The sequence below is a fragment of the Weissella bombi genome, from assembly GCF_900094835.1.
In the GTDB taxonomy this organism is placed as follows: domain Bacteria; phylum Bacillota; class Bacilli; order Lactobacillales; family Lactobacillaceae; genus Weissella; species Weissella bombi.
The window spans coordinates 128617-152710 of the sequence record NZ_FMAO01000001.1 but is presented as its reverse complement, the minus strand read 5'-3'; the positions used below and the strand labels follow the sequence as shown (position 1 = coordinate 152710).

Below are 24094 nucleotides of genomic sequence, written 5' to 3'. Positions count from 1 at the left end.
AAAATTCCTCCAAATTACTGGCGCATAACGTATCCAGTACCGCGTACTGTTTGAATGTATGATGCTCGTGAATCAGGTTGATCAATCTTGTTACGGAGGTAACGAATATAAACATCCACAACATTTGTTTCAATCTCAGAATCGTATCCCCAAACCTTCTTAAGCAATTCTTCACGAGATTGTACAACGTTAATGTTTTCCATCAAAATCAAAAGCAATTCATATTCACGTTTTGTCAAATTAATAATCTCGTTGCCCCGACGAGCAATACGATTTTCTTTTTCGACAGTTAAATCACGGTAACGTACAACACTTTGATGTGTGCTGTGCTCTTCCGTTTCAATATCAATACGACGCAGTAATGCACGAACACGTGCCAATAATTCTTCAATTGCAAAAGGCTTAACAACATAGTCGTCTGCACCATAATCCAATCCTGATACACGATCAATGACAGAATCACGTGCTGTCATCATAATAATTGGTGTATTTTTTTCTTCACGCAAACGGCGAGCAACTTCTAAACCGCTTAACTCAGGTAACATTAAGTCAAGCAAAATTAAATCATAATCATTTGCTAAAGCAGCGTCTAGTCCGCCACGTCCATTATCTTCAACATGAGTTTCATATCCTTCATGTTGCAACTCTAACTCAACAAAACGAGCCAAGTTTTCTTCATCTTCAATCACAAGCACATTGCTCATACGCTATACCTCTGGTTACTTTCTTACAGGATACGAGTCATTCATTTAACGATGACATATTTATTCTTATCATACCATGATTTTCTAATAAATCATAGCTTTTCCCCATTAGTATGGTGTTTTTGCTTTTTTTGATAAAGTAAAAAAATACCAATTGTAACTGGTAATGTTAATAAAACACCCAATAGTGCATATAACAATGACAACATAGATGCTGTAAACAATTTTGCATTAATAATTTCACCAAAACTGTATTTTAATTTACCAAATAATACAGCAAGACTCAAAAAGTCAGCTAAGAAACCAAATAACACAGTATTAACGGCTGTTCCGATAATTTGCTTACCCAGTATCTGACTAACGTCAATTAGCTCTTTATTACTGATATTTGGGCGCTCACTTAGCAGTTCACCAACACCAGTTGTAATTGCAACAGACGCTTCTGCAATTGCACCTAATGTTGCTAGTAGCGCCGCAACAATCCCTAATGTTCCAAAATCAATATTAATTGCTAAAGATAGCCCTTCTAAATCATCTGAGTTTTCTTCAGCAAACCCTTGCGCAATTGCAATATGCTCTGTTGGTAGGATAACAATTAATAATACAATCATAACGATAAAACTAGCTATTAGAGCAATTGTCGTGGTTCGTTCATCTGCACCAGCGCTTAGGACGGTCACTGTTAGTAAACATGCACCACCAATTAGTAATACCCAGTATGGATTGAATTGAAAGCTAATTAATAGCATCATCACAACCAGGATTGCAAAACTAATCCATAGGCTAATAAAGGCACCAATTCCCTTTACACCACCAACAATTAGCATTAAGACAAAAAGAATAATAGATAACATCAATAAAACACTCATGCTTATACCTTTGCCTCCAATTTCTTTTGTTGCCATTTATGCAAAATCCATACCCAAAAAATTCCGGCTGGTACGGTCAACACAATACCAATTGCACTAATTAAAGTTTGAACCATCCCCAACGACAAGTTCATCGTATAAGTGAAGCCCCAGTTATTACCATTTCTTAAGTATAAGATTGCCATTGGAATTTGCTCGGCAATAAAGATTAAGAATAACGTGTTACTCAAAGCCCCAAAGATTTCTTGACCAACATGCCTTCCTGTAACCAAGAGATCTTTAATGCCAATTTCAGGATGGTCGCGCTCCAAACTAAACAAAGTGGCAATCATATCAGTTGCTTCATCCATAACAGCCCCTAAAACACCAACTAAGGTCATTGAGAGGAACATTGGTTGTGGTAATTGTGTGATAAAGGACATTAATTCAAAGTGGAGCCCCTTACCATTAGTTACCTTAAAGACTAATAAGCCAATCAACATGGCCGCGGTTGTCGAGGTTGCGACGGTCAATAAGACGGTCCAGGTTAAGCGATTTTTAATACCCATGACAAATATCAAGGTTAATGTTGATGCTAGGATACTAAACAAAATGAATATCCAAAATATATTGGCTTCTTTAGTTACCATATTTAAATAAATAGCACCAATGAACAGCATAATGTTAATAGCTAGTGACGCTACCATGAAGCCACCTGCTTTGCCCATTGATATAATCAAAAATCCCATCACTAAAATTAAAATAGGTATCCAAAAGCTATCGCGTTTGAAGTTTTTGAGTCCCCACGCTTTTTCAGATCGCGCTAAAAATATTTGATCGTGTTGTCGTAATGGCTGTGTGATAGCTTGTGCATCATCATAACTATTAATAAACGACACCGTTTTATCTTTATCTTTAGTATTTAATATCTTAACCGTTACTTTCTGATGGTGCTGTGTAACTTTGTTCCCATATTGATCTTGAAGCACCTTAGATGATACTTGTTTAGATGAGGTAACTTCACCAATTGTATCTTGATACCAACTTGCATTATGACGTAGCACAACAAAACTGATTAACATCAAAATTAATACAGTCAGTAGTTTTAAAGTAAAGTGTGTGATTTTCTTTTGTTTCATTAATCAAGCTCCCGACGATTGTCGCCAGCCATTTGCACTTCTTTTGCTAGGAATTTAATTCGTTGCATTAATCGTTCTGCTTTAACTGGTTCTGCACCATCTTTGGTAATGGTAAAGTGTTCTTTTTCCAATTGTGTCATTGAAAAATTAGAAGTGAAGAATGTTGTTAGTTCATTTTGCATACGATATTCTAAAATAACGCCTAACACATCATCACGAACCCATGCCGTTAAGGATTCCGCACCAATATCATCAATTACCAGGATTGGTACTTGCTTAATTGCATTAATTTTATCCTGTGGTTGTTCGTTAGAACCAATTGCACTACGTACCTCTACGACAAAGCTAGGCAAGTGAATAAGCGTAACTGGAATACCCTCTTGTGCAAATTCATTAGCCATAGCTCCCATTAAGTGGGTTTTACCAATACCATACGCACCATGAAGGTAAAGACCACGATGAAAATCATCCGGCTTTTTAATGTAATCATCTATAAATTGTAATACCCCAGTTAAAGCAGCTAAGCGGTCTGTGTCATTATCTGAAAAATCATCTAATCGTGCTCGGTTAATTAACTTTGGCATACCAATTGACTTAACTAGATTTGCTTGCATATTCATTCGTTGTGCTAAACGAGTTGCTTCATTCGGTTCATAAATAATAACAATCCGGTTTTCTTCAACCCGCAAAGCTGGTACATATCCTTCATGGACAACTTTTTTACCTGCTTTAGCTTTTCGTTGCTGTGAATAATATTCATATAGAACTGCAAAATCACGTTCAACAATTGTTCGTGACAAACTATCCTTATACTCATTAAAGAACTGGCGGATTTCAGGGTCGCGATAGACTTCCTTTTTAAGCGTTTGAAAACGACCGTTTAATTGCTTCTTATCCATGAAATCACGTAGCGCTTGACCCATGTTCATCGGATTATCAGTTGTTTTTGACTCTTGATCTTTAAAATTTTGCTCACCCATTGTATCTTATTTCTCCTTTGGGTTATTTTGGCCGCGACGTGCCCTGATTGCATCTAATGCACTACGAGCTGACTTAGCGTCTTCTTGTGAAACTGATGTGCCATGTTGGTTTTCCCAATCAGGACGTGTTTCTTGTTTAGGTGCTTTATTTGTATTTGACCATTTTCGATTTGGTCGTTGTGTTGTTTGTGATTGTTGCTTTTGATGCCGCTTTTGTAAGTATTGTAACGCACTTACTGCATCTGTCACCTTATGCTGTGACCAATCATTAACAAGTGTTTGCAAAATCGTTTTATTAATAGTCGTCCTTTTCTCAACAACGGTTAGTTCATATAGGATAATGTTTAATACTTCTGGAGTAACCCGACGCATTTCAGCAATATCTGCTAATGCCTTAACTTCATTATCCGCTACAAACCCATTATTAGCTTGACGCAAATTTTTCAAAAATACTAAAGGTGAAGTTGTTTGGGCAATTTGAATAATTTTACTTGCGGGATCAGATGTGCTATTTGTTGTTGGTTTTTGTGCCTGATTATCTGTTTTATTATTGTCAATTTTAACTTGAGGTACTTGTGACTGTTTAAAATTGTCTGACAAACGTTGTTTAATCGCTGGCAAATTAATCTGTTGATTTGGCGTTGTTGTTGCTTGAATAACCCGTACAAGTTCCAAATCACTTAAACCATACAATGTCTTATAAACCATCAAATCAACTTCATTCTTTTGCAAAACATTTGGCTTGATATTATAAGACTGCAGCATGTCAGCGATTAAGTTAATATCCAAAGATTTCGTTGCTTTACGAATATTCATTGGTAAGGTACTTTTCTCATCTGTTTCAGATAATGGCGCATGATTGCGCTTGATAAAACTTTCTTGACCAACTAAATCGAAAAAAGTCTTAGAGACATCTTCCCCTGGAATATGAGCCTCTCTTTTTTCGTCACTAACTAAGTCATTAAATAGCTCATCCCCTAAATAGTGTGCTAACAGACTAGATAGTAAGACATCTGATAGAAATGCATGTGTTGTCATTGGTGGGAAAATCTGATAGACCCACTGTGTACCAAAGGTCGTTGTTTGCTTAAAGGTTTTCACCAAGCCCATAGCCTCTAATTTATTTCGCGCAATTAGAAAGGAATTTTGATTCATGGCGAGTTGATCCAATATATCAACATGACGATATTTATGTTCAGGTGTTTCCCCCATTGTTGCCCATGCTAAGTACAACGTATAAGCATCGCGACCAATAATTGGTAAATATACCTTTGTTAGTGAGCGTACAGACGTCATATCAATTAATTCATCATAAACTAATCGATAGCGTTGTTGATTTGAAAAATCTGCCATAATTCTATTACTCCTTTCTTGTCATTACGCTAGTATCTGATTAATAACCTGGTCAACTTGCTTGTATGTATCTGCAACTGAACCCGAATTATCAATAATGTAATCTGCTAACTGTTCTTTTTCGGCTAGTGGCATCTGTGCTGCAATGCGACTTTCTGCTTCTGCTTGCGTGAGATGATTACGATTCATTAACCGCTCTAATTGTAGCGTTTTAGGAATAGTTACTAACATAACCGCATCAGCACCAGCTTCATTATGATTTTCTAACAGTAATGGAATATCCAAAATCACTAGTGGTGTATTACTTTTTGCTAGTACTGCTACTTGATCCATCATCATCTGTTGTATGCGCGGATGTGTAATTTCGTTTAGTTTTTGTAACGCTTGTTCGTCATTAAAGACAATTTGACCAAGTGCTTTACGGTTAAGCGTCTGATCATCTTGTAAAATGTCATCCCCAAAATACTGGACAATTTCTGCTAAACCTGGTGTACCGGGTTCAACCACTTGTCGAGCAATCTTATCAGCGTCTAATATGGGAATATTTTTAGAACTTAAATATGTTGAAATTGTTGATTTTCCGGTTGCAATGCCACCCGTTAACCCTAGTTTAAACATTATTATGACCTTTCTACTTGGCAAACAGGACAATAAGTCGTACCACGTTGCGCTACTTTTGTTTTCAGCAAAGGTTCACCACAGCGTAGACAAGGCTGCCCGACACGACCATATACTTGTAATTCATTTTGGAATTCACCTGCATTACCAAAGACATTCGTAAAACTATGCACGGTTGTACCATGATGTTCAGTTGCACGTGCTAATTCGTGAATGATATTTTCACGTAAGATGGCTAATTCTTCTTTTGTTATTTTGTTGGCTGGTGTTAGGGGATGAATCTTTGATTGCCAAAGGGTCTCATCAACATAGATATTTCCTAAACCAGCAATGTGATTTTGATTTAGTAAGAATGGTTTTACGTGCATCTTTGACTTACCAAATTCACTAATCATGTAATCAAGTGTTAAGTCTTCTTCAGTTGGTTCAGGACCAATTGTTGCTAAGCCTGCAACTGTCATGACCTTATCGTTTGGTACGATATTCATACGACCAAATTTACGTGTGTCACGATAGAACAAGTCGATTCCTTCATCAAGATGAAAAGTGACTAAGTCGTGTTTACCCGGCTCTGTTCCTGCAGGTACCGTATAGTATGATCCTTCCATTCTTAAATGCGAAACCATCGTAATATCATTTGTAAAACGGAATAATAAATACTTACCACGGCGATCAATCTTTATGATTTTTTGATTCTGCAATGCATCATTAAATTCTTCGGCAGTCAATCCACCAACCGTTTTTTCCCATCTAACTTCTGTACTTTGTACTGTTCTTCCGGCAACTAAATTTGTAAGTCCGCGACGGACAGTTTCTACTTCAGGCAGTTCTGGCATATCTCTTGTAAACCCCTTTGTGTCAATGTTTATGTATATCTCAATCACTTTTCCAATCACTTGGCTTTTATAAGCAATATTAATATTAATTAGTTTGTTCTTTCCATTTATTATACTATCTTATCTGAAACATGAAAAAAAGCCTACTAAGTTATGCATTTAAACATAACCTATTAGGTGTAATTTTATTTAGCTAGTAATGAATCAGGGTTGTACAAATCCACACCATCCATAGGCGCCCTTCATTGATACTAAGTCCATCTTTATCAAGATATTGTCTTTTATTACACAGTTGTATACAATTAAGACATAGAAAAACAAACACAGAATCTTATATTAATATTTGCTTACCAGTACTTTTATTACTTAAAGACTGTTTCTTGTTGCTCAATTACTTGAATAAATTAATTACACACATTAATAATCTGTGTAATTAATTTATTCAAACATGGAGATTAAAATGACAACGTTTGAACGAATTAAACAAACAGCTGATGAGCGTGGTTTAAATCTTAAGCAAACTGCTTTAAAAGCTGGCTTATCGGAAAATGCTCTTTATAGGTACAATCAAGGTGTAAAGCCAAAATTTGCCACTGTTAAAGCTGTGGCGGATGTTCTTGATGTATCTACTGATCACTTACTAGATAATAATATCAATGAAATGCATGCAAACAAGAAAATTGCTGACCCAGTGGATTTAGCCAAAGTATTGTCAGAAGAAGGCGTGGCGGTATTCAACGGTCAGCCATTATCAAAAGAATACAAAAATGCCCTTCTGGCAGTGCTTAATACCATGAAAGATACTGGTAAATAAAGTTTATTCACGAATAACTATTGAAATTACTGATAGAAATGAACATAGGTGCAGTAGAGTAACATTTTGTTTGGATCATAAAATAAAGCATATTGAATTTTCCTATACAAATTCTGAATAAAAAACGCAAAACAAGACTGATTTCCATTGATACATCGAACAAATATCCCCTTCTACTACTGAATAATGGAGTACGTATTACGTGTAATAACTGAATCACGTTAAAAGCTGTTAAGGAAGTAAGGTTATGGTATTTATTGGTTGGGTTATTATTTTTTTGGGTGCTTGGATATTTTGGAGAAGTATTTCTGAACATAAAAATAGATCTATCTTTAGAACATTTGGAATTGTAATTACTAGTTTATTTGTGATGTTTATGGGCTTGGTTTTCACAGCATCCAATATTTCTGATAATACACGGGCTAATGGACCAACAAAAGCACAAACAAGTAAGAAAATTAATAAAGATAGTTCGGCTAAATCGTCTGTAAAAGCGAAGAAAGCTAAAGCAACTTCTTCGCGTGCAAAATCTGAGCAATTAGCTTCAGAAAAAGCAAAATCTGAAAGCTCTGAAAAAGCCGATGCGTCATCTAAGGCTAAATCCGAAAGTATTGCTTCCTCTGAAAAAATTACATCTGAAAGTATAGTCGCTTCATCTAAGTTAGAATCAGAAAAAGCCGCACGAAACATTGCACAATCTAAATCTGTCTCTTCTGAACAACAAGCTGCATCAATTTCTGCTAGTGTTGCACAAAGTCAAAGTATTGCAGCATCAAATAAACAAGCACAAGCTGCTGCACAAGTTTCAGTCCAAAACGACACCCCATCTACATCAACAAATAACAGTGGAGGTGTAAGAACTGGTAGTCATTGGGAAATACAAGATGGGTACACATGGGAAACACGTAAAGGTCACAGTCATATAAAAGGACCTGGCGAGGCACTTGATCCTGGCTATCATTGGCAAGTTGCACATTAATTTTTGAAGGAGTAAGTAATGGGTTTTAGATATCGTAAAAGTAAAAATTTTGGACCATTTAGGATTAACTTTAGTAAATCTGGTATTGGCTGGAGTGTAGGTGGTAAGGGATTTAGATATACAAAAAAAGCAAATGGTGGTATTCAAACTACCACTTCTATCCCAGGTTCAGGTATGTCGTGGGTAAAAGATTATTCAAATAAAACCACTAGTCCAAATAATCAAAAAAACATCGTCAACTTACATACTAAACAAATAGATAATGTAGATAGTACTCAACAGGTATTAAATAAAAAAATTATATCTACAAAGTGGCTGATAATTATAGCTTTTCTTATTATTTTTATTGGACTATTTTTCGTTTAAAAATAAAATGTCACCTTACTGATGGCATGCTAAAGTTATCCCCCGGAAGTTAAGGCAAAATTTAACTTCTGGGGGATTTTATTCTAAGTAACCTAAAAACTATTCGAGAATATTTTGATAGTTCCGCATGTTTAGATAATGTATCAATTGAAAGGTTCTTCAATAAGTTAAAAATAGAAATTTAGACTTTGAAAAAAATGTATCTGCACAAAATTTCATGAAAGTAATCAATAATTGGTTAAATTATTACAATAATCACGTATACAAACAAAATTAGGCGGTAAATCACCGAAATAATTTCAACAATTTACCAATTAGCACCTTATAAGCACTTTTGAGTTGCCTGATAATTACTATCTTTGTGTTTATTCAAAAGAGTTTATAAAATTTGAGACTACTTCTATCTCTCGTCCCAGCACATTAACATTTTTATTATTCTTTTTATTAATGCATCTAGAACACGTGCATTCTTTAGTATATTTTATAATATTATGGTAAATATCATATAAACAATCGTGTACTTCTCTTGAATTAAGCTCACCAGCTTCTTCCCACTTCAATATTTGAAGTTCTAAATAATTTTTGGCGTTCAAAATGGAAACAGAAAACGCCACTTCTATATTTCGAGCATGTTCAAAATCATCATCTTTATTTTTGAATTCTATAATTTTTGAGAGATCATAATTACAAAGACTGACCATTTCGTTTATTTTTGAAGATATAAACTTTAATTCCGTTAAACTGACATTATAATTTGGTTTACTTTCATTGCCGTCTAGATAAATAAATTTACGAAGAAGTGTGTTAAAGCCAATCAATTGAAATCTTAAGTCTTTTAAATTTCCTGCGTAATTAATCACTTCTTGTTTTCTATTCTCACGTATTTCATCCTCGCGCGATTGTTCCATTCGTTTTATATCTGTAGTTGATTGCCACCAGACTGCTGCGATTGCCCCTACACTACCTAATCCACTTACCCAATCTGCTAGTGTTCCAATAGTACTACCATAAAAAACAGATGCCACCGTAAATCCTAATAGCACTAGTAAAACTATAAGGAAAAGCGAACCAAAAAACTTTCTATGTTTAGCAAAAAAATTTATTATTATCATAGCCCTACCCCCAATAGTAGTCATTATAATACTATTGCCACTTATACATGTAGCAACAAGCTTGTACAATTTAATAAAAAAGGAGTACAAAATGGACCGTCAAACATTAATTAACTTAGTAAAAACAACTACCAACTCTTTTGAAGACTATCCTTTTAATGGTGTAAATAGTCATGAAAAAATAATTTGGACTGCTATGAAACAGGTATCGAATAAAAAAATAATTGCTTTAATTTTTGAAAAAGATAACGAATTAATGATTGATCTGAAATTAGAACCGCAACACGGTGAAATAATGCGAAATCGTATTGGGGTTTACCCTGGTTACCATATGAATAAAGCTCATTGGAACACGATTTTAGTAAATAAAACAGACGTATCAAAAAATGAACTGATTAATATGATTAAAGAATCAGACAGATTGACTTTGTAAGTATTAATAAACAGGCATCGTATTGGTGAGCATATATACGTTCAAGAATGATTCACGTTAAAAGCTTTGCGGGAGAAATTTATATTGCATAACGTACCTGAAAAGAAATTATGGAGCATCATTTCAATATTTATTAGCATTGTTTCTCTGGTACTATCTTGTAGATAACAATGTTTTTGTACAAGGGCTTCTCATTTTTGCCTTTCTCATGAGTTTATTTACCCTAGCGATTAACTTTCACCATAAAAAATTAATATCCATAATTAGTATTATTTTTTCATTCGTAGTAATTTTAAGTACTCAAATAATACATTTTAATGCTATTAAAAATTCAAATAAACCATCGGTAACAAGTAAAGTTAACCCAAAACAAACTAGTTCTTCATCATCTAATTCAAAAGACAATCCTACTGGAACTTTCAATATCGGTGATACTGTAACTCAAAGTAATGGCATGACCATAAGGGTTAATTCAGTAGAGTTTTATCGGAATTGGTAATCCCAAAAAACAATTAAAAATGGCAACCAATGCAATTGACAGCTCAAAAGGAGGGCTTATTAAGCTTAATTAAAAAACATTGTCTAGGTGTAAGTAATAAGACCCCTTATTTCATAACTAAATCATATTCTAAATATATTAATCTCATCAGATATGACTGTTGTATACTTAAAATGGGTTAAAAATAAATATTTAAGGAGTACGAGTAAATGAAACATGGGAAATATTATATAGGTGGTTTAGTTTTACTTGGTTTAATTGCAGGTGGTACGGGATTAATTGCAAATCATAGTGACTCAAACAAGTCAGCTCAATCACACAAGAATGTTAAAGCATCAAGTTCTACCTCGCAAAAGCAACCGAAGAAACATGTTGATAAGGAGAAAAAAACGTCATCAAGGTCTAAGGTTGATATATCATCAAGTAGTGTTGTTTCCTCATCGCAGCCAGAAATTAGTTCATCGTCAACGAATAATGACACACAAGTTTCTGATTCCAACAATACGCTACCTGTTCCTCAAACAAAGGTAGCAGCGTTTATACAACAATACGGTGTGACGCCTGCCGGATGGTTAGTAGAAAATAAAGGAATGTCAATTAAAGACGCTCTATATGCGACACCAAATGATCAAGAAACCTCTGGAGAATTGCAAACTGAATGGTCATACAGGCAGGGTACACATGACCAAATGTTTTCTGATAATGATGATTCATATGACTCTGACACAGACAGCTCAGATGAAGTAGATGATGATTGGACACAAGATAGCGATGACGGTTACCAAGACGATAATATCACTCAAGACGACGATACATATGACGTTGATACAACTGAAACGGCCGATGACGAGTAAACAGAATCCCCCTAACTTTTAGAGTTCACGCAACCTCTCCAAAAATTGATTGAAAAATGCTATTATATGAACAAGGTCGAGGATAAAAAATAAAATTAATATACGTGCAAAGATGATTCACGTAAAAAACTTTTAAGGGAGTAAAGTTATGGGACCAGAGGAGAAATTCGGACGAGCCTCTTTTTTTGATGGTGGGTTATTGGCTTTAATTGGTTGGAGCATTTTAGGTTTACTAGTCACTGTTCTCTCGTTAGGGATTCTGTACCCTTGGTCATTAGTAATGGTTTATGGTTGGAAAATTAACCATACTGTTATTGATGGTCATCGTATGCAATTTGACGGATCAGCTATGGGTCTGTTTGGTAATTGGATCAAATGGTTATTTTTAATTATTATAACAATTGGTGTTTATACCTTTTGGGTTGGTATAAAATTAGAAGATTGGAAAGCTAAAAATACTCGTTTCATCAACTAAATAACTAATGTATTATAAAAAAAATAGAATATTCGTGCTCAAAAAAGCTTCATTCCATCATTTATACGGAATGAAGCTTTTTTCTGAATAGACATATTTGTATCTCAAACAAACATATCATTTTTTAATGTGCCTTACCAAATAAGTTAACGACAACGACACCGGCAACAATCAAGAAAATGCCGATTAATGTGGGGATGTCAACGCTTTGTTTCCAAAATACGACACCAACCACTGTCACCAAAATAATGCCTAACCCGCCCCAAATAGCGTAAGCAATATAAAGCGGAATATAGTGAACGGTAAGTGACAACATATAAATTGCGAGTCCAAAACATAGAACACAAATTATAGTTGGCTTCAATCGCGTGAATCCCTCAGTACTAATTACCATATTGGAACCAATAACCTCGGAAACAATTGCGATTGCCAAATATAAATATCCTATATACATAAAATATTCTCCTTACTAAAAGTTAACACCATCATAGCACATACATTTTAACAAGAGAACCAGTTGTTTTGATTTTTGTTAATCTATGTTTTATATTGACATTTTATTGCCAAAATAAAACTGGTAAATAAACATCCAATTTAATATCAGACATTTTTTAACCAGTTAGATTACTTAAATTTCATGCCAATTTTAGGCTATAAAAAATTTATTTATTACTTACCACGTGCAACGCGGATAAATGCAAAGTATTCAGATACTGCCAACATCAACAATAATAGCAAACCAATGTAAATAGATGCGTATACTGAAATAACTGTAACAACAGTTAGTCCAATTGCAGATGTGGTTAGAATCAATGAAAACTTTTGCCATTTAGTTAACTTAGCGGTGTCACCTTGGAATGAAACTGCAGTTGCCAAAGCCCCCACTACGATCATAATTCCGAAAATAATATGTAGTACAATCATTTAACCTACCTCCTTTTACACTCATTATACGGGAAATATACTAGAAATTTCAATTTGTAGTTATAATTATTTCAAATTTATCAATAAATTTAATTAGTTTAATAGAAATTACGCAATTAATCAGTATAATAATTGATACATTATAATCGTAATTATTTATTTTCCAATTCATGTAGAAAGGCTATCCTTATGCGACTATGGCATGAAAACTTAATTTCAAAATTACCTCGTCAACAATTATTAGGACAACACAGAGAATGTTGTGCACTGCGTGGTGGTGGTTGGGGTAAAAAACACCGTACCGTTGACTATGTGTTTACCCATGAACCATATAAATTATACCAATATCATACAGAGGTCATGCAAGAAATGGAACGTCGTGGTTATAAACCAAATCCAGTTTGGTTTGATCCATTTTACCGTGGCACTAAAGAAAAAGCATATCGCTCGTTATTAATTGTGCCTAAAACATCCCCCATTTATCCTGAACATAATGATAAGTATTATCAAGAATGTGTAGCTAATTTAATGGCTAAGGGAATTAATATAACATGAATATACTAAAATACACCTATATTGCCTCATGACAACATAGGTGTACCCTGTAGTAAAAATATAGGTAGATTCCTATCCACCTACAGTGGTTATCATAATATCCAAATATTAAAATAATCTATAATTATGCAAATATCTTAAAATATTTCTCTTTTATCTAGAAACTAGCATATTTAATTATTTTTACTGGTTATTTAGTATTGAAAACCATGTGTACTAGTGTTATTATAATCATGTAATAGAGTCCCATTTCTAATTACATGAAAAGCGCCTAACCAAGCCAAGGGTTAGGCGCTTTTATTATTTATAATAAATTTTATGAATTGCGTAAGCCTACTTGTTCTGCTTACCACTCCAGATTGACCAGAAGCGACCATATAACGCTGTTGCTAAGTAGAATGCCATTGTTAATAACATTGGTAATGAACTAGCCGAATAACCCGCAAAGAGCGCTGATACCCACAAGCAGATATTAACAAAATCAGACATCAACCATAATGTATATGAATCACCATAGCCCATAAATACGTAAATTGAAGCTGTTGCACCAATAATCAAGACAATTGCATCCCAAACTGGATTAGTATCGCCTAAGTGTGTATAAATCCAAATTACAGGTACCCAGAGTAATAACATAACGACTAGCGTAATCACCCATCCGCGGATACGTAGGAATTTTACACCATCCACGATTCGATGACCCCAAGTCTTCCAAGTTACGATTAATGGCAAGTCAATTAATAGAATAAAGACAATTTGATCTAGAACAGATGCATAGTGCCCTGCTTGCCAATTAATATAAATATAGCCTAGTGCACTAATTAATCCTAACAAACCGTTAATAGGTTTACCAATCATCATATAAACTGTACATGCTGATCCCAATAAGGTTGCAAACAATGTAATTACTGATAAGAATGTAATCGGATTACTTAAGAAAAGTGCCAGTTGTACACCTAAAATAAATGCCAGCATGATACTACCGGCTGTATTGATTGAAGTTATTTCCCGATAAAGCCACCTAAAATATGCCAATTTCTTCTACCTCTTTCTTTTTAAACACAGTTTCATATTGTAACAGATATTTTAGGAAACTTGGTGAATTTTTTTTGCGTAATAAAAAGCCATGTTGACTTTTTACTGTCAGCATAGCTTTTTATCATTTTTGATTTATTTTGGTTGAATAACAAATTCAAATGAATGGTCATTCGTTGCATCAATATGGTATGGCTGTTGTACATCAGTACCCCAACTATCAATACCACCGACACCACGAACCGCACCATAAATAGTGACGACAGTTCTTCTTGGTGCTGGCAATTCTTCCATATGTGTAGCATTTTCCAATTCAATCGCTGAATATGGCAAAGCTGAGAAAGCAAATGGCTCTTTAGCTTGCGCAAACGTCAAATATTGCGTTTCTTTTGAAAAATCAGCATTATTTAATGAAGTTGAGCGTGCAATTGATACCTGAGATGTTTGCATATGCATCCCCATCTCCTGTGGCACCATATAAGGTGTTAATGGTAGACCATCAACTTCATAGGTCCCTTCACGAGCACCGGCCATACGATCAGGGTAAGTTTCACCCGATAGACCATTATAGCGGTAACCATCTGCCAACGTTGGCATAACAAAACGTAATCCCAATGTTGGTAATTCAGGTAACTCATCATGACCAGTATAATCAACATGAACAGTTAGTGCACCATCATTAGCAATAGTATAAATTACCTTAACAGTTGTTTGTGGTACTGTTGCTGTTAAAAATGTATACGTTAATGACACAGTGTCTGCAAATTCATCCGCTGAGAAACGATTATTATCCGGTGCAATTGGTTGTCCCAATTCCTCACCATCAACATTCACGCTCACATCCGTTGCTTCGGTAAACATATCTGCACCTAACCACATTGCTGATTTAGTAGAAAAATGACTTCCACGGTCGTTATCAGTTGTAGCACGCCAAAAAGTTAATTTAGGAACGCGATACATCCACTCTTTGCCATCAATCTGCAATGACTCTAGGCCACCTTTTTCATAACTAAATAAATAGTGATAATTAGTGCCCTTGATGCCTAATGAACCATCACCATAAACGACTTGTAGTTTATTCGTTGTCGTAGCGTCCATAATAGTAGCTTACCTCCTGCATTGCTGGCTTAGGCTGACGGGTTGCAAAGACAATCCCATTACCAGAAAATTCATAGTCTGAATGACGTTCATCAAAGTCACCACCGTAACGAATGACTTGTTCACCGGTTACTTCATCGGTAACATACAAGGCTTGATCGATATAGTCCCAAATGAAACCACCCAAATATGTGTCAAATTCATCAAATAACTTTACATATTCATCAAAGCCACCTACTGAATTCCCCATACTATGCATATATTCGCAGTTTAAGTATGGCTTCTTAGGATTATTGGCTAGATACTCGGCAATTTCCTTAGGATGTGCATACATGCGACTCTCGACGTCTGAAATACGATCTTCGTCAACACGGTTTTGGAAGACACCTTCATAATGCGTCAATCGTGAATCATCAACTGACTTGAAGTATGCATCCATTGCAGCAATATTATCACCAGTATATGATTCATTACCCAATGACCAGAATAAAATAGATGGGTGATTCTTGAATTGTTCAAAATTAGACTTTGCACGATCCATAACAACATCTAACCACTCTGGAATTGATCCTGGTACATTGTATGAAGGCTCTACCGCCCCCATTTTCTGCCATGATCCGTGAGATTCTAGGTTAGTTTCAGCCATCATGTAAATACCTGCTTCGTCACACATACCATACCAAGCCACTTGATTTGGATAATGTGATGTTCTAACAGCATTAATGTTATTCTCTTTGAAAATTTGAATATCGGCTTCCATATCAGCTAAACTAACATTACGTCCACCAGTTGGGCTCCATTCGTGACGGTTAACCCCATTCAAATGCAATGGTACGTTATTTAACGTAACTTGGTTTTGATCATTCATCACTAAACGACGGAAACCAAAGTCATAAGGGATAACGGCAATGACTTGTTGCTTAGCATCAAAAATCGTGACCGTTAGTGTATATAAATGAGGATGCTTATGTGACCACAACTGAATATCATCAAAGACCTCATGTGCTAGCGTAGTCGTTGTATCAGCATCAACTGACTTATCTAATACAACTGCCCCTTGTGGATTATTAACAACAAATTGCGCACGTGCGCCAGCTAGGTCGCCTGCAAGTGTCAAAGCAACTGAAAGGTCACCTTGTTGCAAATCAGCACTAACAACCGGCTTAATGTGAATATCAACAACATCTACTGCTGGAATCGCAATTAAACGCACGCTACGGAAAATCCCTGAAAAGCGGAACATATCTTGATCTTCAATAAAAGCCGCAGTGCTGTATTTAAATACTTCAACAGCAAGCTTATTTTCACCAGGTTGTAAATATGGTGTTAAATCAAATTCAGCGCGTGAAAAACTATCCTCTGAATAACCCACGAACTGACCGTTTAACCACACGTACATTGCTTTTTCGACACCATCAAATTCAATATGCACATCTTGATCAGCAAAATTGTCAGGTAAGGTAAATATTTTAACATATTGACCCACGGTATTGTCTTCTGCCTCACTAAAAATACCCGGATATGTATTATCTGGTCCTAAAGCATATGGTGGTCGACGATATGTTTTACCTTCCCATGGATAAAGTGTATTAATATATTGAATCTGACCATAATTTTGTAATTCAATATGACCAGGTACCTTAATATCATCAAACTGATCAGTATCAAAATCTAATTTTTCAAAGTTAAGTAGTCGTTCTGCTGGTGTGTTAGCAAAATTAAATTGCCAAGTACCATCTAAACTTTTAATTAAACTTGATGATTTTTGTGCCACTTCTGCTGCTGAGCGATAAACGGTATGATCGCTATGAGCTGGTAATTTACCCACTCTAAATACGGTTGGGTCATCTAACCATTCTAAATTTGCTATCATCGTAGCTCCCCCTAAAATTAATAGACACGTTTTTAATCTGTAAACGTTTTCAATATTAATTGTAACGTAATATGCGTTATCTGTCGTTAGATTTAACAAATTATCCTCATTTTTTAAATTAAAAGAGCATTTAATTTTTATTTGTAGCATCAATTAGGTTACCTGTATAATTTAATTTATCTATTCGTTTAAAGGAGTGAATAATCCTATGGGACATAAATTCAAACAAAAGAATAAACTTGTTGCATTGATCATGTTTTTGGGGATGCTGATTACAATTTTGGGTATTTTCCTAGATTCATTCTCAATGCTCATTATCATGTTAGGAATCGCAATCATTTTGTTTAGCGAGGAAATTAGCAAGATTGTTGAAAAATTACTGAATATGCCAAAATAGCAGTGTATTATAAATAAAAATAGGCGTTAGTTTGATTCATGTCAAACTAACGCCTATTTAGTATTAAATTTAATTATTTATTTCGCATCATACCATGAAGCACCAATATGCGTTGATACCAACAAAGGTACTGCTAGTTGCACGGCACTATCCATAGTTTGTGAAACTAATTGTTCTAATTCAGCCATCTCATCTGCTGGTGCTTCAAAAATTAATTCGTCATGCACCTGTAGTAGCATATGTGCTTTCAAGCCAGCTTTTTCAATTGCTGCTTGCACATTAATCATTGCAATTTTAATGATATCCGCTGCCGAACCTTGAATTGGTGAATTCATTGCCGTCCGTTCTGCAAAGGAACGGGCATTAAAGCGTTTTGCATTGATATCAGGCAAGTAGCGGCGACGATGAGCAATCGTTTCAACATAGCCATTTTCACGTGCTGAAGCAATCACTGATTCTGACCACTTCTTTACGTCAGGATATTGCTTAAAGTATGTCTCAATAATGGTTTTGGCTTGTTGTCGTGAAACACCAATATTTTTAGACAAACCAAAGTCAGAAATACCGTACACAATACCAAAGTTAACGGCCTTAGCTTGGCGACGAACATTACCATCAACTGGTTCATCATCAGGAACATCGAAAATACGACGAGCCGTAGCAGCGTGAATGTCTTCACCATTAATGAAGGCTGCTTGTAAATTAGCATCCCCCGTAATATGTGCTAATACACGCAATTCAATCTGTGAGTAGTCAGCACTTAAAATTTGCCATTCTGGTTCACTAGGCACAAAGGACTTACGAATTTGACGGCCTTCTTCAATACGAACCGGAATATTTTGCAAGTTTGGATCAACAGATGACAAACGACCAGTCTGAGTCAAAGTTTGTAAGTAACGGGTATGCACTTTTGAATCAGAGCCATGAATAACACGTAGTAGTCCTTCAACATAAGTAGACTTAATCTTTGCAATTTGACGATAAGCCAAAATTGACGCCACGATTGGGACATCACCCATCTTTTCTAAGACTTCAACACTGGTTGAGTACCCCGTCTTCGTCTTTTTAAGTGGCGTATAACCCATTTCTTCAAACAAAACGACCCCAAGTTGCTTAGGTGATTGAATGTTAAACTCGTGACCCGCTTGTTGATAAATAGTTTGCTCTAATTCACTTAAGCGTTCTGTTAACTTACTATCCATTTGTAACAATTGCTGTGCATCAACGGTAATACCAGTTGCTTCCATGCGCGCTAAAATCTTAGTTAGTGGCAATTCAATATCACGGTACAAATCTAATTGCTCATGCTCAGTTAACTTTTTAAGTAGTGGTTCTCTTAATAAACCAATGGCCATTGCCTTTCGACCCAAATGTTCAAAGAAATCAGCATCTTCTTCAGGGATAGCAAACTTAGCGCCACGGCCATATACTTCCTCGTCCGTTTGAACAGCATAATAATCATTATCATGTGCAAGAGCACCTAGATCATCGTTATTGTCATTAGTGTCCAACAAATAAGAAACTAGCAACAAATCGAATTCAACGTTCTTTAATGATACCCCTAAGCGATGTAGACTGACATATAGTTCTTTAGCGTTGAAAACATGCTTCGTAATATTTGCATCTTCTAAAATTGCTTTAACTGGCGAATCATGGACTAGTAACTCAATATCACGGCTCGCAAAGTATCCTTTTTCTTGGTTACCAATGACAAAACCAACAGGATTTGCAGTGTGGTAATTAGCATCATCTAACTCAAGATAGAAATCAACCGCCGTTGTTAACTGGCTAACGTGATCCAGATTAGCGTTTGTTAGTGCCGTCATGTTTAAGGTTGTATTACTGATATTAAAGGCACCATCTTCGGTATGGTCATCTGTGGGGATTGTATACCCTTGATTAGCTAATTTTACTAATTGTGCCTTGAAGTCGAGATGTTGGTAAAAGGGAATAATATTTTCATAATCTGGTCCCTTATATGCCAAATCATCCAAATTGATTGTCACAGGCGCATTAGTACGAATTCGTGCTAAGTCACGTGACACTAAGGCATCTTCTTTACCATTGATTAATTTTTCCTTCTGCTTTGAAGTTTTCATCTCATCAATGTGCTCATACATCTCTGGAATTGAATTATATTGCTTAATCAACTTTAGTGCTGTTTTAGGCCCTATTCCAGCTACTCCAGGGTAATTATCACTTGTATCACCCTGGAGGCCTTTAATTTCAACAATATGCTTAGCTTCTAAACCATCATACATTTCAGCAATCTTAGCTGGTGTGTAGTGATCAATTTCAGAGATACCTTTTTTGGTAACCCAAACTGTGATGTCATCAGTTACCAATTGGGTCATATCACGGTCTCCGGTAACGATTGTGACAGCATAGCCAGCTTGTTCACCTTTTTGTGCCATCGTACCAATAATATCATCGGCCTCATAGTCGGTAAGTTCATATGACTTAATACCATGCAACGTCACCATTTCACGTAGTGGTTCAAATTGTTCAACCAATTCTTGAGGAGTAGTATCACGATTCCCCTTATAATTATCAAACTTACCCGTTCTGAACGTTGTCTTACCAGCATCCCATGCCACCAAAGCTAGATCTGGTTGGAAAGGATCAACAATGCCGTCAATTAGGTTATTAAAACCAACCAAAGCATTTGTATGTAATCCTTCATGATTAACAAACCGATCGACTTGGTTAATTAAGGCGTAAAATGCCCGAAAAGCCAATGAATTACCATCAATTAAAAGTAAAGTTGGTTTTGCCATGTTCATCTCATTTCTAGGGGCTGTCCCCTTCGTTTTCTCTATTATTAGTTTATCAGAGTTCAAATACTGATAACAACATTTGAACATAAAAAAAGTGTTAGCCCAGAAGGTAACACTTTTAAAAGTTAATTAGTCACGTGAACTAAACGACGTGAACAATTGTAGGATATAGATAAACAAATTAATGAAATCCATATACAAATTCAAAGCACCTGACACAGCTAATCCTTGTGTCAATTGTGCAGATTTTTCACCGTGTTCTAGGTACAAAGCCTTTAAACGATTCATATCGTATGCTGTCATCACTGCAAAGACTAAGATTCCAACAACTGATAAGAAGAAGTACACTGCACTACTGAAGAAGAATAAATTAATAATTCCTCCAATAATCAAAGCAATCAATGAACCAAACAAGATTGATGATAGTGAAGCTAATGATTTTTTAGTGAAGTAACCGTATGCGGCCATTCCCACAAACAAGAACGCTGTCGTGAAAAAGGCTAGTGCGATTAGACCAAAATTAATAGTTAAACCAATAACCGTAAATGTAAATCCGTTCAAAACCGCAAATCCCATTAACATTCCAAAGGCTTGCGCTGGGTTTTTATAGACGCGACTTGAGAAAATCCAAACAAATCCCATCATAATTCCAAAAATAATTAGTGATGAAATTGGACTACTAAAGATACGCACAATTGGTGCTGCAAAGACAGTCGCACCGATATATGCTGTAGCAGCAGTAACCATCAGTGCCAATGCCATGTACAAATAAACTTTTTTAAAAAAGTTATTCAAACCACTGGCATCAGGATTAACTAAACGTGGTTCTTGTTGTTCAAAATTATTCATATCATTCCCTCCTACGTTGTGATATTTGACAACGGTTTGGTGAATCTTACCAAAAGTATGTAAGTAACAGTATACCAGAAATCAAGACGGGCATAAATCCTTATTGCAAATTAGTTTGTGTATTAGCCAATAACTTCTCGAAGGCGAATTCTGTCATTTGTAAGTCACCTGCTCCCATGAAGATAAAGACACCGTCTTCATCGGCTAGCAAGGGTGCAACATTTTCTGGTGAGACAATACCACCAAACTTTGCAATTTTCTTACCCAAATCGGCTGAACAAATTTGACCAGCAGTTTCACGAGCTGAAGCGAAGATTTCTGTTAAGAAAACATCATCTGCTAGGTCTAATGCCTTGGCAAAATCATCCTGATAAGCAATCGTTCGTGAAAATGTATGTGGTTGGAAAACCGCTGTTAACTTACGATCTGGATACTTTTGACGTGCTGCATCAATTGTTGCCGTAATTTCTGATGGATGATGTGCGTAATCATCGATAATGGTAACGGGACCAATGTGCTTTTCTGTAAAACGACGCTTAACACCTTGGAAAGTTAATAATTCCTCTTGAATTAATGACGTTTCAATTTCTTCAAAGTATGAAACAGCAACGACTGCTAATGTATTTAAGACACCATGTTGACCGAACAAAGGTACTTTAAAGTTACCCAAAAATTCATCATGATAGTAAGCATCAAAACTTGAACCCTTAGTCGAACGTTTGATGTTATCAGCATAAAAATCATCAGTTTCAGGATTAGTACCATAGTAATATACGGGTACAGAAACGTTAATTTTACGTAACTGTTCATCATCACCCCACGCAAAAATACCCTTTTTTACATTGTTACCAAAGTCTTCAAAGGCACTACGTACATCATCGATACCAGTGTAATAATCTGGGTGATCAAAATCAATATTCGTCATGATTGCATAATCAGGCGTGTAATCTTGGAAGTGGCGACGGTATTCGTCGGCTTCAAAAATAAAGAAACGCGCATTTGGTACACCTTTACCTGTACCATCACCAATCAAGTATGAAGTTGGTGCAATTCCTGATAGTACGTGTGATAACAATCCAGTAGTTGATGTTTTACCATGGGCACCAGCAACACCGATTGACGTGTATTGATTAATTAATTGTTCTACCATCTCTGGGTACGTCAAAATTGTTAATTGATCATTAATTGCTAATGCAGCCGCTACTTCAACTTGATCATCTTCAAATGAATTTCCTCGAATAACCGTCATATCAGGCTTGATATTTGCTGCATCAAATGAATACAAGGGGATGCCTGCTGCTTCTAGTGGCTTTTGTGTAAATGTATACTCATCAATATCTGATCCAGATACCTCATAACCCTGGTCATGTAAGATTAATGCTAAGGCACTCATACCTGAACCCTTGATACCAATAAAATAATAATGAGAATTCTTGTCCATTTTTTTATCCATTCTAACGTAAATTGCGTTTATCAAATTTGTTATTTCTATCTTACCAAAAAAAACACTTGTCTTCATTATATCGACAAATGTTTTTTAATATTATTAATCATTAAAGTATTGATTATGATCACGTGCTGCAGCACTGTCTTCTTCTAAGAGAATGTCATCTAAACTTAGACCCAAACCAGTTTTAACAGACTTAGGTTTAGCCTTAGCTTTTGTTGGCGTCTTAGTAACCTTTGCAGCTTTTTTAGTAGTTGTCTTCTTTGGTGCTACTTTTTTGACCTTTGGTTGAAGGACTTCTGTAATCACTGGCTTTGTTGGCAACGCCTCATCATTAACATCAAGGTTTTGGACTTCATTATCTTGGTCTGACGCCAAAAGAATGTATGTTGTTTTGGCAGCCAACAGTTCTGCAACCTGATTATCATAGGTATGCATTAAATTTTCGTAAAAAACAATTGGGCGTTGCATTGACATGTTACACCGCCTTTATTCAAACAATGATTGCGCTGCCGCTGACTTTGCATCAAACGGTGTTCCAACTGGTGCGAAATCTTCAGGCAAAATTAATGCACCGGGTACTTGTGGTGCATTTGGTAACTGCAATTCACGTCCAGAAACAATCATACCATTTGACTCAACACCACGTAGTGCACCTGGCCAAATAATTAGACCTGATGGCATCATTGCGCCAATTTTTGCAACGACAACTTTAATACCTTGACTCATGTTAGGTGAACCTGAAACGATTTGTACACGTTCGTCATTATCAATAACAGTTGTTGTCACTTGTAAGTGATCAGAATCAGGATGTGGTTCTGATGATTCTACATAACCAACAACAAACTTAGGTGTCTGATCAACAGTCAATGTTGATGCAAAACCGGCTGCTGCAATCAATTCGTTCAAGGTTGCCACTTGTTCTTCAGAAAGGAATACCTGACCGTTAACACCGGTCAAATCTAATGATTGACTGATATTAATGAAATTATAACCGATTACCTCTTCGTTTTTATTGATGAATTGTACAACGTTTTCTTGTTGAGCAAAAGTATATGCCGTTGCTTGTTGGGTCAAAACAACCAAATTGTCACCCATTCCAGCGGGATTATAGCTAGCAATTAACATG

The 24094-nt window shown here is 35.8% G+C and carries 26 protein-coding genes; 8 read left to right on the top strand and 18 right to left on the bottom strand.

Annotation, left to right across the window (positions count from 1 at the left end; translation table 11 throughout):
- Positions 1 to 14: 14 nt before the first annotated feature.
- The 7 genes from GA0061074_RS00765 to mutM all read right to left on the bottom strand — a co-directional run bounded on the left by GA0061074_RS00765 (position 15) and on the right by mutM (position 6478).
- Complete coding sequence (locus GA0061074_RS00765) at positions 15 to 704, bottom strand: response regulator transcription factor (protein ID WP_092461201.1); 690 nt, start codon at positions 702 to 704, stop codon at positions 15 to 17.
- Positions 705 to 796: 92 nt separating this feature from the next.
- On the bottom strand, positions 797 to 1573 hold the full coding sequence (locus tag GA0061074_RS00760; protein ID WP_092461200.1) for a YibE/F family protein: 777 nt from the start codon (positions 1571 to 1573) through the stop codon (positions 797 to 799).
- Between the two features lie 2 nt (positions 1574 to 1575).
- The gene (locus GA0061074_RS00755) at positions 1576 to 2691 is read right to left on the bottom strand and encodes a YibE/F family protein (RefSeq protein WP_092461199.1); all 1116 of its coding nucleotides are present in this window, start codon (positions 2689 to 2691) and stop codon (positions 1576 to 1578) included.
- Positions 2691 to 3671 (bottom strand): primosomal protein DnaI, encoded by a 981-nt coding sequence (gene dnaI, locus GA0061074_RS00750; RefSeq protein WP_092461198.1) that lies wholly within the window; start codon positions 3669 to 3671, stop codon positions 2691 to 2693. The genes GA0061074_RS00755 and dnaI overlap by 1 nt, the downstream gene beginning before the upstream one ends.
- Positions 3672 to 3677: 6 nt before the next feature.
- On the bottom strand, positions 3678 to 5024 hold the full coding sequence (locus GA0061074_RS00745) for a replication initiation and membrane attachment family protein (RefSeq protein WP_092461197.1): 1347 nt from the start codon (positions 5022 to 5024) through the stop codon (positions 3678 to 3680).
- Between the two features lie 24 nt (positions 5025 to 5048).
- Positions 5049 to 5642, bottom strand: a complete 594-nt coding sequence (gene coaE / locus GA0061074_RS00740) for a dephospho-CoA kinase (protein WP_092461196.1) — start codon at positions 5640 to 5642, stop codon at positions 5049 to 5051.
- 2 nt (positions 5643 to 5644) lie between these two features.
- Positions 5645 to 6478 (bottom strand): bifunctional DNA-formamidopyrimidine glycosylase/DNA-(apurinic or apyrimidinic site) lyase, encoded by an 834-nt coding sequence (mutM, locus tag GA0061074_RS00735; protein WP_092461195.1) that lies wholly within the window; start codon positions 6476 to 6478, stop codon positions 5645 to 5647.
- A gap of 460 nt (positions 6479 to 6938) precedes the next feature.
- Here mutM and GA0061074_RS00730 point away from each other — a divergent pair, with 460 nt between their 5' ends.
- The 3 genes from GA0061074_RS00730 (at position 6939) to GA0061074_RS00720 (ending at position 8637) form a co-directional block, all read left to right on the top strand.
- Positions 6939 to 7292: a helix-turn-helix domain-containing protein gene (locus tag GA0061074_RS00730; RefSeq protein WP_092461194.1), complete on the top strand. Its 354-nt coding sequence runs from the start codon at positions 6939 to 6941 to the stop codon at positions 7290 to 7292.
- 247 nt (positions 7293 to 7539) lie between these two features.
- Positions 7540 to 8271, top strand: coding sequence for a cell envelope integrity TolA family protein (locus tag GA0061074_RS00725; protein WP_092461193.1), 732 nt, complete (start codon positions 7540 to 7542; stop codon positions 8269 to 8271).
- Positions 8272 to 8289: 18 nt separating this feature from the next.
- The gene (locus GA0061074_RS00720; protein WP_092461192.1) at positions 8290 to 8637 is read left to right on the top strand and encodes a DUF4236 domain-containing protein; all 348 of its coding nucleotides are present in this window, start codon (positions 8290 to 8292) and stop codon (positions 8635 to 8637) included.
- Between the two features lie 365 nt (positions 8638 to 9002).
- Here GA0061074_RS00720 and GA0061074_RS00715 read toward each other — a convergent pair whose 3' ends face one another.
- Complete coding sequence (locus GA0061074_RS00715) at positions 9003 to 9749, bottom strand: hypothetical protein (protein WP_092461191.1); 747 nt, start codon at positions 9747 to 9749, stop codon at positions 9003 to 9005.
- Between the two features lie 91 nt (positions 9750 to 9840).
- Here GA0061074_RS00715 and GA0061074_RS00710 point away from each other — a divergent pair, with 91 nt between their 5' ends.
- The 3 genes from GA0061074_RS00710 to GA0061074_RS00700 all read left to right on the top strand — a co-directional run bounded on the left by GA0061074_RS00710 (position 9841) and on the right by GA0061074_RS00700 (position 12010).
- Positions 9841 to 10182, top strand: coding sequence for an MmcQ/YjbR family DNA-binding protein (locus GA0061074_RS00710; protein ID WP_092461190.1), 342 nt, complete (start codon positions 9841 to 9843; stop codon positions 10180 to 10182).
- A gap of 708 nt (positions 10183 to 10890) precedes the next feature.
- Positions 10891 to 11535 (top strand): hypothetical protein, encoded by a 645-nt coding sequence (locus GA0061074_RS00705; RefSeq protein WP_092461189.1) that lies wholly within the window; start codon positions 10891 to 10893, stop codon positions 11533 to 11535.
- Between the two features lie 148 nt (positions 11536 to 11683).
- A complete protein-coding gene (locus tag GA0061074_RS00700) occupies positions 11684 to 12010 on the top strand; it encodes a YjgN family protein (RefSeq protein ID WP_092461188.1) in 327 nt (108 codons plus the stop codon).
- Positions 12011 to 12134: 124 nt separating this feature from the next.
- On the opposite strand, the gene GA0061074_RS00695 is transcribed toward GA0061074_RS00700, so the two are convergent.
- Positions 12135 to 12464: a DMT family transporter gene (locus GA0061074_RS00695; protein ID WP_092461187.1), complete on the bottom strand. Its 330-nt coding sequence runs from the start codon at positions 12462 to 12464 to the stop codon at positions 12135 to 12137.
- Positions 12465 to 12679: 215 nt separating this feature from the next.
- Positions 12680 to 12934, bottom strand: a complete 255-nt coding sequence (locus GA0061074_RS00690) for a hypothetical protein (RefSeq protein ID WP_092461186.1) — start codon at positions 12932 to 12934, stop codon at positions 12680 to 12682.
- A gap of 189 nt (positions 12935 to 13123) precedes the next feature.
- Here GA0061074_RS00690 and GA0061074_RS00685 point away from each other — a divergent pair, with 189 nt between their 5' ends.
- A complete protein-coding gene (locus GA0061074_RS00685) occupies positions 13124 to 13489 on the top strand; it encodes a TIGR02328 family protein (protein ID WP_092461185.1) in 366 nt (121 codons plus the stop codon).
- Between the two features lie 333 nt (positions 13490 to 13822).
- On the opposite strand, the gene pnuC is transcribed toward GA0061074_RS00685, so the two are convergent.
- From pnuC to GA0061074_RS00670, 3 genes are all read right to left on the bottom strand, one after another.
- Complete coding sequence (gene pnuC, locus GA0061074_RS00680) at positions 13823 to 14464, bottom strand: nicotinamide riboside transporter PnuC (protein ID WP_240005851.1); 642 nt, start codon at positions 14462 to 14464, stop codon at positions 13823 to 13825.
- A 195-nt stretch (positions 14465 to 14659) separates the two neighbouring features.
- Entirely contained in the window at positions 14660 to 15622 is a 963-nt protein-coding gene (locus tag GA0061074_RS00675) for a beta-galactosidase small subunit (protein ID WP_092461183.1), read from the bottom strand.
- Positions 15600 to 17495, bottom strand: a complete 1896-nt coding sequence (locus GA0061074_RS00670; protein WP_092461182.1) for a glycoside hydrolase family 2 TIM barrel-domain containing protein — start codon at positions 17493 to 17495, stop codon at positions 15600 to 15602. Before GA0061074_RS00670 ends, GA0061074_RS00675 begins: the two co-directional genes overlap by 23 nt.
- Positions 17496 to 17703: 208 nt before the next feature.
- Here GA0061074_RS00670 and GA0061074_RS00665 point away from each other — a divergent pair, with 208 nt between their 5' ends.
- Positions 17704 to 17892, top strand: coding sequence for a hypothetical protein (locus GA0061074_RS00665; protein WP_092461181.1), 189 nt, complete (start codon positions 17704 to 17706; stop codon positions 17890 to 17892).
- 77 nt (positions 17893 to 17969) lie between these two features.
- Here the strand turns inward: GA0061074_RS00665 and polA are convergent, their stop codons facing one another.
- The 5 genes from polA to ytpR form a co-directional block, all read right to left on the bottom strand.
- Entirely contained in the window at positions 17970 to 20669 is a 2700-nt protein-coding gene (gene polA, locus GA0061074_RS00660) for a DNA polymerase I (protein WP_092461180.1), read from the bottom strand.
- 129 nt (positions 20670 to 20798) lie between these two features.
- A complete protein-coding gene (locus GA0061074_RS00655) occupies positions 20799 to 21518 on the bottom strand; it encodes a Bax inhibitor-1/YccA family protein (protein ID WP_092461179.1) in 720 nt (239 codons plus the stop codon).
- Positions 21519 to 21618: 100 nt separating this feature from the next.
- Complete coding sequence (murC, locus tag GA0061074_RS00650; RefSeq protein ID WP_092461178.1) at positions 21619 to 22959, bottom strand: UDP-N-acetylmuramate--L-alanine ligase; 1341 nt, start codon at positions 22957 to 22959, stop codon at positions 21619 to 21621.
- A 105-nt stretch (positions 22960 to 23064) separates the two neighbouring features.
- On the bottom strand, positions 23065 to 23442 hold the full coding sequence (locus GA0061074_RS00645) for a hypothetical protein (RefSeq protein ID WP_092461177.1): 378 nt from the start codon (positions 23440 to 23442) through the stop codon (positions 23065 to 23067).
- 12 nt (positions 23443 to 23454) lie between these two features.
- Complete coding sequence (gene ytpR, locus GA0061074_RS00640; protein WP_092461176.1) at positions 23455 to 24093, bottom strand: YtpR family tRNA-binding protein; 639 nt, start codon at positions 24091 to 24093, stop codon at positions 23455 to 23457.
- Position 24094: the final 1 nt, after the last annotated feature.